11 protein-coding genes are annotated in these 13,020 nt (G+C 61.8%); 9 read left to right on the top strand and 2 right to left on the bottom strand.

Translation table 11 applies throughout. From position 1 onward, the window contains the following. Positions 1 to 34 precede the first annotated feature (34 nt). The 4 genes from ugpB to ACNOHI_RS21660 are packed head-to-tail and all read left to right on the top strand — an operon-like array spanning position 35 to position 4,218. On the top strand, positions 35 to 1,345 hold the full coding sequence (ugpB, locus tag ACNOHI_RS21675) for a sn-glycerol-3-phosphate ABC transporter substrate-binding protein UgpB (protein WP_420476787.1): 1,311 nt from the start codon (positions 35 to 37) through the stop codon (positions 1,343 to 1,345). A 48-nt stretch (positions 1,346 to 1,393) separates the two neighbouring features. Next, positions 1,394 to 2,278 carry a sn-glycerol-3-phosphate ABC transporter permease UgpA gene (ugpA, locus tag ACNOHI_RS21670; protein WP_420476786.1) on the top strand — a complete coding sequence of 295 codons (885 nt, stop codon included), beginning with the start codon at positions 1,394 to 1,396 and terminating at the stop codon, positions 2,276 to 2,278. Next, positions 2,275 to 3,126 (top strand): sn-glycerol-3-phosphate ABC transporter permease UgpE, encoded by an 852-nt coding sequence (ugpE, locus tag ACNOHI_RS21665; RefSeq protein WP_420476785.1) that lies wholly within the window; start codon positions 2,275 to 2,277, stop codon positions 3,124 to 3,126. Before ugpA ends, ugpE begins: the two co-directional genes overlap by 4 nt. 15 nt (positions 3,127 to 3,141) lie before the next feature. After that, positions 3,142 to 4,218, top strand: coding sequence for a sn-glycerol-3-phosphate import ATP-binding protein UgpC (locus tag ACNOHI_RS21660; RefSeq protein WP_420476784.1), 1,077 nt, complete (start codon positions 3,142 to 3,144; stop codon positions 4,216 to 4,218). 3 nt (positions 4,219 to 4,221) lie between these two features. Here ACNOHI_RS21660 and ACNOHI_RS21655 read toward each other — a convergent pair whose 3' ends face one another. Together ACNOHI_RS21655 and recG are read right to left on the bottom strand one after the other, a co-directional pair. Then, positions 4,222 to 5,169 carry a hydrogen peroxide-inducible genes activator gene (locus ACNOHI_RS21655; RefSeq protein ID WP_420476783.1) on the bottom strand — a complete coding sequence of 316 codons (948 nt, stop codon included), beginning with the start codon at positions 5,167 to 5,169 and terminating at the stop codon, positions 4,222 to 4,224. 115 nt (positions 5,170 to 5,284) lie between these two features. Beyond that, positions 5,285 to 7,348, bottom strand: a complete 2,064-nt coding sequence (recG, locus tag ACNOHI_RS21650) for an ATP-dependent DNA helicase RecG (RefSeq protein WP_420476782.1) — start codon at positions 7,346 to 7,348, stop codon at positions 5,285 to 5,287. Between the two features lie 113 nt (positions 7,349 to 7,461). Here recG and queA point away from each other — a divergent pair, with 113 nt between their 5' ends. The 5 genes from queA to secF all read left to right on the top strand — a co-directional run bounded on the left by queA (position 7,462) and on the right by secF (position 12,982). After that, positions 7,462 to 8,481 carry a tRNA preQ1(34) S-adenosylmethionine ribosyltransferase-isomerase QueA gene (queA, locus tag ACNOHI_RS21645; RefSeq protein WP_420476781.1) on the top strand — a complete coding sequence of 340 codons (1,020 nt, stop codon included), beginning with the start codon at positions 7,462 to 7,464 and terminating at the stop codon, positions 8,479 to 8,481. Continuing rightward, positions 8,475 to 9,602: a tRNA guanosine(34) transglycosylase Tgt gene (gene tgt / locus ACNOHI_RS21640; RefSeq protein WP_420476780.1), complete on the top strand. Its 1,128-nt coding sequence runs from the start codon at positions 8,475 to 8,477 to the stop codon at positions 9,600 to 9,602. Before queA ends, tgt begins: the two co-directional genes overlap by 7 nt. Positions 9,603 to 9,794: 192 nt before the next feature. Continuing rightward, positions 9,795 to 10,061: a preprotein translocase subunit YajC gene (gene yajC / locus ACNOHI_RS21635; RefSeq protein WP_420476885.1), complete on the top strand. Its 267-nt coding sequence runs from the start codon at positions 9,795 to 9,797 to the stop codon at positions 10,059 to 10,061. An 86-nt stretch (positions 10,062 to 10,147) separates the two neighbouring features. After that, positions 10,148 to 12,007, top strand: a complete 1,860-nt coding sequence (gene secD, locus ACNOHI_RS21630; protein ID WP_420476779.1) for a protein translocase subunit SecD — start codon at positions 10,148 to 10,150, stop codon at positions 12,005 to 12,007. Positions 12,008 to 12,037: 30 nt separating this feature from the next. Then, on the top strand, positions 12,038 to 12,982 hold the full coding sequence (secF, locus tag ACNOHI_RS21625; protein WP_420476778.1) for a protein translocase subunit SecF: 945 nt from the start codon (positions 12,038 to 12,040) through the stop codon (positions 12,980 to 12,982). Positions 12,983 to 13,020 lie beyond the last annotated feature (38 nt).

Below are 13,020 nucleotides of genomic sequence, written 5' to 3'. Positions count from 1 at the left end.
ATGACTAGCATACAAATTTTGGATGGAGACAACCATGCACTATGCATTGAAGCCGCTTTTTGCCGCGGGAATGTTTGCCATGGCCGGCGCAACCGCCCATGCCGCCACCGAGATCAGCTGGTGGCATTCCATGCAGGGCGCGCTCGGCGAACGCGTCAACAACCTCGCGGACCAGTTCAACAAGAGCCAGTCGGAATACAAGGTCACGCCCGTTTTCAAGGGCAGCTACGACGAGGCGATGGCAGCCGCGATTGCCGCCTACCGTGCTGGCAATGCGCCGCATATCCTGCAGGTGTTCGAGGTTGGCACCGCGACCATGATGTACTCCAAGGGCGCCATCGTGCCGGTCACCGAAGTCATGAAGACGGCCGGCGAGAAATTCGATCCGTCCGTGTACGTCCCCGCCGTGGCCGGCTACTACACCTCGCCCAAGGGCGACATGGTGTCCTTCCCGTTCAACAGTTCGACCACCGTCTTCTATTACAACAAGGACATGTTCGCCAAAGCCGGGCTGGACCCGAACAAGGCGCCGTCCACCTGGCAGGAAGTCCTGTCCGCCGCCGCCAAGCTGAAGGCCAGCGGCGAGAAGTGCGCCTATACGACCGGCTGGCAGTCCTGGGTGCACCTGGAGAGTTTCTCCGCCTGGCATAACGTCGAGTTTGCGACGAAGAACAACGGCTTCGGCGGCCTCGATGCGCGCCTGTCGTTCAACAGCCCGCTGCACGTCAAGCATATCGAGAACCTGTCGAACTGGGCCAAACAGGGCTATTTCACCTATGCCGGCCGCAAGAACGAACCGGAAGCCAAGTTCTACTCCGGCGAATGCGCGATGCTGACCTCCTCCAGTTCGGCTTACGCCAACATCAACAAGAATGCGAAGTTCAAGTTCGCTGTATCGACGCTGCCGTATTACAGCGAAGTGCAGGGCGCTCCGCAGAACACCATCATCGGTGGCGCGTCGCTGTGGGTGATGAGCGGCAAGAAGACGGATGAATACAAGGCGGTCGCGAAGTTCTTCAAGTTCCTGTCACAGACGGAAGTGCAGGCCAAGTGGCACCAGGAGACCGGTTACCTGCCGATCACCACCGCCGCCTACGAGCAGACCAAGCAGTCTGGCTTCTATGAGAAGTCGCCGGGGCCGCAGGTCGCCGTGCAGCAGATGATTGTCAAAACCACGGCCAAGTCGCGCGGCATCCGCCTCGGCAGCTTCGTGCAGATCCGCACCATCGTCGACGAAGAGCTGGAGCAGGTCTGGAACGGCAAGAAGACGGCGAAAGAGGCGCTCGACACCGCCGTCCAGCGCGGCAACGACCTGCTGGTGCGCTTCGAGAAGACCAACAAATAAGGCGATTGGCGGGATCCGTCCGGCGGATCCCGCACCGCCCGGAGAGCAATGGAAAAACGCGCGCGCTTCAGGTCCGCCTGGCTGCCTTATGCCCTGGTGGCACCTCAGATCCTCATTACCCTGCTGTTCTTCTTCTGGCCCGCCGCGCAGGCGCTGTATCAGTCCGTGCTGATGCAGGATGCCTTCGGCGTGTCGTCGGAGTTCGTCTGGTTCGACAACTTCCGCGACTTGTTCAACGACGGCAATTACCTGGAGTCCTTCAAGACCACGGCCATGTTTTCCGTGCTGGTGGCCTGCATCGGCCTGTCGCTGTCGCTGATCCTCGCCGTCTTTGCCGACCGCGTCGTCAAGGGCGCGGCGATCTACAAGACCTTCCTGATCTGGCCCTACGCCGTATCGCCCGTCGTGGTCGGGGTGCTGTGGATGTTCCTGATGAACCCGACACTGGGCGTGATTGCCCACGTGCTGCGCGACGTGGGCGTCGAGTGGAACAACCTCCTCAACGGCCGGCACGCGATGATCCTGATCGTCATGGCCGCGGTGTGGAAGCAGATCAGCTACAACTTCCTGTTCTTCCTCGCCGGATTGCAGGCGATTCCGAAATCGCTGATTGAAGCGGCGGCCATCGATGGCGCCGGACCGGTACGACGCTTCTTCACGATTGTCTTCCCGCTGCTGTCGCCGACAACCTTCTTCCTTTTGGTGATCAATATCGTGTACTCCTTCTTCGATACCTTCGCGATCATCGAAGCGACGACGCACGGCGGTCCGGGCAAGGAAACCGAAATCCTCGTGTACAAGGTGTTCCACGACGGCTTCAAGGGCGGCGACCTGGGCAGCGCGGCGGCGCAGTCGGTGGTGTTGATGGCCATCGTGATTACGCTGACGGTGCTGCAGTTCAAGTACGTCGAACGGAAGGTGCAGTACTCATGATTGAACGCCGGCCCATTCTCGATTTCATCAGCCACCTTGTGCTGATCCTCGGCGTCGCCATCGTCGCCTTCCCGATCTACGTGGCTTTCGTTGCCAGTACGCAGACGGCGGAACAGGCGGCAATGGCGCCACTGTCGCTGCTGCCGGGTGACCAGTTCCTCGCGAATTACTCCGCTGTCATTGTCGAAGGCGCGTCTGGCTATATCACCGCCCCGCCGGTTGGTCGCATGATGTGGGTCAGCCTGGTATCCGCGCTGGTGATCGCGATCGGGAAAATCTCCATCTCGATGCTCTCCGCCTTCGCCATCGTGTACTTCCGTTTCCCCGGACGATCCGTCTTCTTCTGGATGATCTTCATCACCCTGATGCTGCCTGTGGAAGTGCGCATCACGCCGACCTACCAGGTTGTCTCCGACCTGCGCATGCTCAACAGCTATGCCGGACTGACCATCCCGCTGATCGCATCGGCGACCGCGACCTTCCTGTTCCGCCAGTTCTTCCTCACTGTGCCGGACGAGCTGGCCGAGGCGGCACGCATCGACGGGGCAGGGCCTCTGCGCTTCTTCAAGGATGTGCTCTGGCCGCTGTCGCGCACCAATGTGATTGCGCTGTTCGTCATCATGTTTATCTACGGATGGAACCAGTACCTCTGGCCGCTGCTGGTGGCGACAGAGCAGGGCATGTATCCCATCGGTATCGGCATCAAGACGATGATTGCCGGCGGCGACGCGGCGCCGGAGTGGAACATGGTGATGGCGACATTGATCCTGGCCATGCTGCCGCCAGGTCTCGTTGTCGTCATCATGCAGAAGTGGTTCGTCAAAGGGTTGGTTGATTCGGAAAAGTAAGGCAACGGTACATCGATGGCACAAGTCCACCTGAAAAACATTACCAAGACCTACGGCAAAGGCATCAAGGCAGTCGAGGTCATCCACGGTATCTCGATCGATATCGCCGACGGCGAATTCATCGTCATGGTCGGCCCCTCCGGCTGCGGCAAGTCGACGCTGCTGCGCATGGTGGCCGGCCTGGAAGAAATCACCGGCGGCGATATCGTCATCGGCGAGCGCGTCGTCAACCAGTTGGAACCCAAGGACCGCGACATTGCGATGGTGTTTCAGAACTACGCGTTGTATCCGCACATGAGCGTGTACGAGAACATGGCGTATGGATTGAAGATCCGGAAGTTTTCCAAGGCCGATATCGACAGCCGCGTGCAGAAGGCGGCGAAGATCCTGGAACTGGGCGCGCTGCTCGATCGCACGCCGCGCCAGCTTTCCGGCGGCCAGCGGCAGCGCGTGGCGATGGGCCGCGCCATCGTGCGCGAGCCTGCGGTATTCCTGTTCGACGAACCCTTGTCCAACCTGGATGCCAAGCTGCGCGTCCAGATGCGGCTGGAAATCCAGAAACTGCATCGCACCCTTGGCACCACCAGTCTCTATGTGACGCACGACCAGGTCGAGGCGATGACGCTGGGCCAGCGCATGATCGTGATGAATGCGGGACGTGCCGAGCAGATTGGCACGCCGACGGAGGTGTATGGCAAGCCGGCCACGACGTTTGTTGCCGGTTTCATCGGCTCTCCACCGATGAACCTGTTGCCGGGCAAGGTCAGCAGTGACGGGACGCGGTTTGAACTTGGCAATGGCGCAAGTGCAGCATTACCGGTGCCTGCAGGTGCACTGCAGAGCCGGGAGTGCATCCTTGGTATCCGACCTGAACACATGCAGTTGGGGACGCCGGGATTAAGCTTTCAGGTGGAGATGGTGGAGGCGCTTGGGGCGGACGTGCTCATTCATGGCACGGCGGGCGGGCAGCCGCTTGTCCTGCGTGCGCCGTCCCATGTGCATGCCGAGGTCGGCGAAACGGTCCAGGCGGGATACGACGCCGCGGCCCTGCACTGGTTCGATTCAAAGACAACGCGACGAATCGAAGCCTGATCCTCAGGCTGCGGCGCTTTCCGCCTCCTGCAGCATGGTTGCACCATGCAGGTCGCAGGACATCACGGCATCCCGGATGGCATCGATGGCGGGACGGCGGGTAAAACTCTTGCGCCAGGCGATCACGACACGGCGCGATGGACTGGGCTCGGCGAAAGGCACGTAGCGCAGCATGCCGTCGCGCGACTGCATGTCCGGCACCGATGCCTTCGGAAGGACAGTGATCCCGATTCCTGACGCAACCATGTGGCGGATGGTTTCCAGCGACGAACCTTCAAAGGTCCGTGCAATGCCGTCGCCGCTGGTCGAAAAGCGTGACATTTCCGGACACACTTCCAGCACCTGGTCGCGGAAGCAGTGGCCGTTGCCCAGCAGGAGCATGGTTTCGGATTTCAGGTCTTCGGCCTTGATGGCGGACCGGTCGGACCACGGGTGGTGCTTGGGCAGGGCCACGACAAAGGGTTCGTCGTAGAGCGGTTGCACGACCAGACCCTGGTCGGCAAAGGGCAGGGCCATGATGGCGGCGTCCAGTTCGCCCTGGCGCAGCAGCTCGATCAGACGCGTGGTGAAATTTTCCTGCAGCACCAGCGGCATCTGCGGCACGCGTTCGATCATGGTCTTGACCAGCGGCGGCAGCAGGTAGGGGGCAATGGTGTAGATCACGCCGAGGCGCAGCGGGCCGGCAAGCGGATCCTTGTTTTGCTTGGCGATTTCCTTGATGGCGGCAGTCTGCTCCAGCACGCGCTCGGCCTGGGCGACGATCTGGGAACCCAGGGGGGTCATCGAAATCTCGGTCCCGCCGCGCTCGAAAATCACGACGCCAAGCTCATCCTCGAGTTTCTTGATCGCGACGGACAGCGTTGGCTGGGCGACAAAACAGGCCTCGGCGGCATGGCCGAAGTGCTTTTCCCGCGCGACCGCCACGATGTATTTGAGTTCGGTAAGTGTCATAAGGGTACGCTCGCCTCTTCTGTATAGGACAAGGTCGGATCGCTGTCGGTAATGACCATAGTATAAAGACTATGCCAAAAAGCAAAGGATTGCGTGCGGCAATGTGGGGGGCCGGTCAGACTTTCAGGAATTCTTCCCGGCCGCCCAGCCAGCGGGCGAGATGGGCTTCAACGGTTGCGGGATCGTCGCGAAGCAATGCCTGGGCAAGGTCCCGCGCCTTTTCCACCAGCCACTGGTCAGTCTGCAAGTCCGCGAAGCGCAGCATCGCCTGGCCCGACTGGCGTGCCCCGAGGAATTCTCCCGGGCCGCGTATTTCGAGGTCGCGGCGGGCGATTTCGAAGCCGTCCGTCGTTTCGCGCATGGTCATCAGGCGCTGTTTGGCCACCGGCCCGAGCGGGCTTTGGTAGAGCAGCAAGCAGACACTCGCCGCGGAACCGCGGCCGACACGGCCGCGCAACTGGTGCAATTGCGACAGGCCGAAGCGCTCCGCATGCTCGATGACCATCAGGGACGCATTCGGTACGTCCACGCCCACTTCGATCACGGTGGTGGCGACGAGTACATGCACTTCGCCGCGTGAGAAGGCGTCCATGACAATCTGCTTCTCTGCCGGCTTCATTCGGCCGTGCACGAGACCGACGCGCAGGTCGGACAGTTCGGCGGCCAGTGTCGCGTGGGTGTCGGTAGCCGTCTGCAATTGCAACGCTTCGGATTCCTCGATCAGCGGACAGACCCAGTACACCTGCCGTCCTTCCTGGGCGGCGGCATGGACGCGCTCGATGACCTGGTCGCGCCGGTTCTGGTCCACGATGCGGGTGACGATGGGCGTGCGCCCGGGCGGCAGTTCGTCGATGACCGACACTTCGAGGTCGGCGTAATACGTCATCGCCAGCGTGCGCGGGATCGGTGTGGCCGACATCATCAGCTGGTGCGGAACGGTATCCGCATCCAGACCCTTGTTGCGCAGCGCCAGCCGCTGCCCGACGCCGAAGCGGTGCTGTTCGTCAACGATGACGAGGCCCAGTCTTGCGAACTCCACGCCTTCCTGGATCAGCGCGTGGGTGCCGATGACCAGTTGCGCGTCGCCGGTTTCCACGCGGCCAAGCGCTTCCAGCTTTTCCTTCTTTTTCAGGCTGCCGGTCAGCCAGGCGACTTTCACACCCAGCGGTTCCATCCATTGCGCGATCTTGCGAAAATGCTGCTCGGCCAGGATTTCCGTCGGCGCCATCAGCGCGGCCTGGAAACCGCTGTCGATCGCCTGCGCGGCAGCCAGTGCGGCAACGACAGTCTTGCCGCTACCGACATCGCCTTGCAACAGGCGCTGCATGGGGAAGGACTCGCGCAGGTCCGCCCGGATTTCCGCCAGCACGCGCTGCTGCGCGCGGGTAAGCGTGAAGGGCAGAGCCTGCATCAGTGCGTGGGACAGCTCGCCGAGGACCGGGAGGGCTGCGGCACCCTTTGCGCGGCGCGCGGCCTGTGCACGCTTCAATGACAACTGCTGCGCCAATAGCTCGTCGAACTTCATGCGCACCCATGCGGGATGCGAACGATCCAGCAGCGCATGTTCGCTCACATCCGGAGGCGGGTTGTGCAGCAGGCGGACGGAGGGCTCGAAGGGCTGAAGCTTCAGTTCCGCAAGGAGTTGTGGCGAGAGCGTGTCGCGCCAGTCGACGCGGGTCAGTGCATTGGCAATCGCCTTGCGCAGGTAAGCCTGCGACAATCCTTCTCCGGCCGGATAGACCGGGGTCAGCGCGTCCGGCAGCGGTGTACCTTCTTCCACCACCTTGTACGTGGGGTGGACCATTTCCGCGCCGAAGAACCCGTGGCGCACTTCGCCGCGCGCCCGCACCCGCGTTCCGGCCGCAAGCTGCTTGACCTGGCTGCCGTAGAAATTCAGGAAACGCATCACCAGTTGTCCGCTGTCGTCCGCCATGGTCACCACAAGCTGGCGGCGCGGACGGTACTGGATATCGCAATTCGTCACCACGCCCTCGACCTGCGCCGAGGTGCCGCCCATGAATCCTGCCTCCTTGATCGGCAGCACCTGGGTTTCGTCCTCATAGCGCAACGGCAGGTGCAGCACCAGGTCCATGTCGGTGCGCAGCCCGAGGCGCGCCAGTTTGGCGGCGCCGGTATTGGCTTTTTCCTGTGTGGCGGATTTTCGCTTCGGGGCGGGCATGTGATTCGTGCTGCAGGGCGTAAAATAGCGGGTTTTATCTCGGTTGAAGATTGTATGGCAATTCTGTCAAGCGCAGATGCCTGCTTCAACATCGTTCTGTGCCATTCTGACGCATGTATTCCCTTTCCGACTTCGATTTCCACCTGCCGCAGGAACTGATTGCGCAATTGCCGCTGCCCGAACGCAGCGCATCGCGCCTGCTGCATGTGGACGGGGACACGCTCATCGACCGCGCCTTCGCGGAGATTGTCGATCAGCTCAACCCCGGCGACCTGCTGGTCTTCAACAACACGCGCGTGCTGAAGGCGCGCTTCTTCGGCGTCAAGGACAGCGGCGGCAAGGTCGAGGTGCTGGTCGAGCGTGTGCTCGATACGCGTCATGTGCTTGCGCAGGTTCGCGCATCCAAGTCGCCCAAGGCCGGCACGACGATCCGTCTCGCCGATGCCTTCGATGTGACGGTCGGGGAGCGTGCGGGCGAGTTCTTCACGCTGCAATTCCCCTCCGATGTGTTCGACCTGATCGAAGCGCACGGCCGCCTGCCGCTGCCGCCGTACATCGAGCACAGCGCCGACGAATTCGACGAAAAGCGCTACCAGACCGTCTACGCGAAAGAGCCGGGCGCGGTCGCTGCGCCAACCGCAGGCTTGCATTTCGACCAACCCTTGCTGGACAAGTTGCGCGACAAGGGCGTGCGGTTTGCCTACGTCACCCTGCATGTCGGCGCCGGCACCTTCCAGCCGGTGCGTACCGAAAACCTTGCCGAGCACAAGATGCACAGCGAGTGGTACACCATTCCGCACGAGACGGTCGAAGCGGTGCGCACGGCGCAAGCCGATGGGGGCAAGGTCGTCGCAGTGGGAACCACGAGCATGCGCGCGCTGGAATCCGCCTCGCAGTCCGGTGAGCTGGTGGCCGGCAGCGCCGATACCAACCTGTTTATCACGCCGGGCTATACCTTCAAAACGGTCGACCGCCTGATTACCAACTTCCACCTGCCGAAATCGACACTGCTGATGCTGGTGTCCGCCTTCGCCGGCTACCAGCAGATCCGTAACGCCTACGCGCACGCCATCGAGAAGCGCTACCGCTTCTTCAGCTATGGCGACGCCATGCTTTTGACAAAAAAATGCTGAACTTCAAACTCCTCAAGACCGACGGCAAGGCCCGTCGCGGCCGCCTGACGCTCAACCACGGCGTGGTCGAAACCCCCATCTTCATGCCGGTCGGCACCTATGGTTCCGTCAAGGCGATGTCGCCGGTAGAACTGAACGAAGTGGGCGCCCAGATCATTCTCGGCAATACCTTCCATCTGTGGCTGCGTCCTGGGCTGGATGTGGTCGGCAAATTCGACGGCCTTCACCGCTTCATGGGCTGGACCAAGCCCATCCTCACCGATTCAGGCGGCTTCCAGGTGTTTTCGCTGGGTGCGATGCGCAAGATCACGGAAGAGGGCGTCAAGTTCGCGTCGCCCATCAATGGCGACAAGCTCTTCCTCTCGCCCGAGATCTCGATGCAGATCCAGCGCGTGCTCAATTCCGACATCGTCATGCAGTTCGACGAATGCACGCCGTACGAGATCGACGGCCGGCCTGCCACCGAAGCGGAGGCAGGCAAGTCGATGCGCATGTCCCTGCGTTGGGCCAAGCGCTCGCGCGACGAGTTCAACAAGGGTGAAAATCCGAATGCGCTGTTCGGCATCGTCCAGGGCGGCATGTTCGAGCACCTGCGTGATGAATCGCTGGCAGGCCTGCAGGACATCGGCTTCGAGGGCTATGCCATTGGTGGCCTGTCCGTGGGCGAGCCGAAGGAAGACATGATGCGCGTGCTGGAGCACGTCGGTCCGCGTCTTCCGGCGGACAAGCCGCATTACCTGATGGGCGTCGGCACGCCGGAAGACCTGGTGGCGGGGGTGGCCAACGGCGTCGACATGTTCGACTGTGTAATGCCTACCCGCAACGCCCGCAACGGCTGGCTGTTCACCCGATTCGGCGACCTGAAGATCAAGAATTCGCGCTACAAGGACGACGACAAGCCCCTCGACGAGACCTGCGAGTGCTATACCTGCCGCAATTTCTCGCGCGCCTACCTGTACCACCTGCACCGGGCGGGCGAAATCCTCGGCGCGCGGCTCAACACCATCCACAACCTGCACTACTACCTGCAGCTCATGCGTGAGATGCGGGCCGCCATCGACGCCGATCGCTTCCAGGCGTTCGTCGTGCAATTCCAGTCCGACCGCGCCCGCGGCGTCTGAGCCTGCACACCTCCTTGAACCGGCCCATTCGGGGCCGGTTTTCCCACGCTTCCCGGGTCAATTCGACGATCCCGGAAATCCCGGCGGCCAATGCTAAAATGCCGGGTTGATCCATCCCATAGTAAGGAGTAATACGTGTTCATTTCCAACGCATACGCGCAAGCCGCGGCCGCTGGCCCGGAAAGCAGCCTCATGAGCTTCCTGCCCATCGTCCTGATGTTCATCGTGCTCTACTTCCTGATGATTCGTCCCCAGATGAAGCGCCAGAAAGAACAGAAGAGCATGATGGAAGCGCTGGCCAAGGGAGATGAAGTCGTGACCGCAGGCGGCATCCTCGGCAAGATCACCAAGGTGACCGATGCGTATGTAACGATCGAAGTCGCGACCGGCACCGAAATCGTGGCGCAGAAGGCAGCCATTGCGACCCTGTTGCCGAAGGGCACGATCAAGTCGCTGTAAAGGGATGATGTGCCGCCTTTCCCGGCGGCAGTTTTCCTTGGGCCGCATCATCTGATCGGCCCGCTCTATCCGGAACTTGAATCCCCATGAATCGTTATCCCCTCTGGAAATACATTCTGATCGCCATCGCGCTGCTGTTCGGCGTGCTGTATACGATCCCCAATTTCTTCGGTGAATCGCCGGCCGTCCAGGTCAGCAGCGCGAAGGCAACCGTGAAGGTCGATGTGTCCGCGACTTCCCGTGTGGAAGAGGCACTGGCCAAAAACGGCATCAAGGCGGAAGGGATGTCCTTCGACGTCAGCGGCAACCAGGGCTCGGTGCGCGCCCGCTTCCGCGACACCGACACCCAGTTCAAGGCCAAGGCCCTGCTCGAGAAGGAACTGAACACCGACCCGGCTGACCCGACCTACATCGTCGCGTTCAACCTGATGCCGAACACCCCGCAGTGGCTGCAGCGCGTCGGCGCCTTGCCGATGTACCTCGGCCTCGACCTGCGCGGCGGCGTGCACTTCCTGATGCAGGTGGATACCAAGGGCGTGTTGAACAAGCGCCTGCAAGGTTTGCAATCCAGCGTCCGCAGCCTGCTGCGCGACAAGAATGTGCGCCATGCCGGCATCGGCCGCGCCGGCGATGCCATCGAGATCAAGTTCCGCGAACCCGAAACCCGTGTCAAGGCGCGCGAAGTCCTCGCCTCGCAACTGGGCGAACTGACCTTCCAGGAAGGCACGAACGGCGCCGACCTGACCCTGCTCGCCAGCTACAAGCCGGAAGCGCTCAAGCGTACTGTCGAGGAAGCCGTCCAGCAGAACATCAGCACCCTGTCCAAGCGCGTGAACGAACTGGGCGTGGCCGAGCCGGTCATCCAGCGCCAGGGCGCCGACCGTATCGTCGTGCAGCTTCCGGGCGTGCAGGACGTGTCGCGCGCCAAGGACATCATCGGGCGTACCGCCACGCTGGAAGTGCGCATGGTCGACGAGAGCGTCACGCGCGGCACCGAAGAGACCGCTGCCGTGCCCTTCGGCTCCGAACTGTTCAAGGTCGGCAAGGGCGCACCCGTCGTGCTGTTCAAGGACCCAATCATCACCGGTGACTATATCTCCAGCGCCTCGGCCAGCTTCGACCAGAATCAGCAGCCCGCCGTCAGCATCGACCTGAACGGTGACGGCGGCCGCCGCATGCGCGAAGCGACCCGTGAAAAAATCGGCAAGCTGATGGCCATCGTGCTGTTCGAAAAGAACCGCGGCGAAGTGCTCACGGTCGCCACCATTCGCGACGAACTCGGCTCCCGTTTCCAGATCACCGGCATGGGTTCCGCCGAAGCCGCCAACGACCTCGCGCTGCTGCTGCGCGCCGGCTCGCTGGCAGCGCCGATGGAAATCATCGAGGAACGCACCATCGGGCCGCAGCTTGGTGCCGACAACATCCAGAAGGGCTTCAACTCGACGCTGTATGGCTTCGCGGCGATCGCCATCTTCATGATCATCTATTACCACCTGTTCGGCTTCTTCAGCGTGTTCGCGCTGTCGGTCAACCTGTTGTTGCTGATCGCGGTGCTGTCCACGTTGCAGGCGACGCTGACCTTGCCCGGCATGGCGGCAATTGCCTTCACGCTCGGTATGGCGATTGATGCCAACGTGCTGATCAACGAGCGCATTCGCGAGGAACTGCGGGCCGGGAATACGCCGCAGGCAGCCATCGCAGCCGGCTTCGACCGTGCGTGGGCGACGATTCTCGACTCCAACGTGACGACCATGATTGCCGGCCTGGCGCTGCTGATCTTCGGCTCCGGTGCCATCCGCGGCTTTGCCGTCGTGCACTGCCTGGGCATCCTGACCTCGATCTTCTCGTCGGTCTTCGTGTCGCGCGGCCTCGCCAACCTCTGGTATGGACGCAAGAAGAAACTGACCAGCGTGTCGATCGGCCAGGTCTGGAAACCGAACGCCTGACGACCACACCGGGCAAACGAAAGGAATGTAATGGAATTATTCCGCATCAAGAGGGACATCCCCTTCATGCGCCACGCGTTGATCCTCAACGCGGTATCGGCGCTGACCTTCGTCGCGGCCGTGTTTTTCCTGTTCTACAAGGGATTGCACCTGTCGATCGAATTCACCGGCGGCACGGTCATCGAGGTGACCTACACCAAGCCGGCCGACCTGGAAGGCATCCGCAAGAGCATCGAGGGCCTCGGCTATACCGATACCCAGGTGCAGAGCTTCGGCACGGCGCAGGACGTCATGATCCGCCTGCCGGCGCGCAAGGACATCTCGTCCGCCCAGCAGAGCGAAAAGGTCATGGCCACGCTCAAGGCGCAGGATGAGGCGGTCAAGCTGCAGCGCGTCGAGTTCGTCGGTCCGCAGGTGGGCGACGAACTCGCGCACGACGGCCTGACCGCGCTTGCCATGGTGATTGCAGGCATCGTGATCTACCTTGCGGTGCGCTTCGAATGGAAGTTCGCGGTCTCCGCCATCATCGCCAACCTGCACGACGTGGTGATCATTCTCGGCTTCTTCGCCTTCTTCCAGTGGGAATTCTCGCTAACGGTGCTGGCGGCGGTGCTCGCGATCCTCGGCTATTCGGTGAACGAATCCGTGGTTATTTTCGACCGCGTGCGCGAAACCTTCCGTGACCGCCGCTACGGCAAGATGGACACGGCGGACGTGATGAACCACGCCATTACCAGCACGATCTCCCGCACCATCATCACCCACGGCTCGACGCAGATCATGGTCATGTCGATGCTGATGTTCGGCGGCCCGACGCTGCATTACTTCGCGCTGGCGCTGACGATCGGTATTCTGTTCGGTATCTATTCCTCGGTGTTCGTTGCCGCCGCTGTCGCCATGTGGCTGGGCGTGACGCGCGAAGACCTGATCAAACCGGTCAAGGAAAAGGACGAGACCGACGGCGCAGTGGTCTGATTCTTCCGCCCCATGAAAAAACCGGCTTTCGAGCCGGT

Source organism: Noviherbaspirillum sp. ST9 (assembly GCF_048799745.1).
Taxonomy (GTDB): Bacteria; Pseudomonadota; Gammaproteobacteria; order Burkholderiales; family Burkholderiaceae_D; genus Noviherbaspirillum.
Note: the sequence above shows the minus strand (reverse complement) of the source record. Positions and strands in the feature narration are given on the sequence as shown.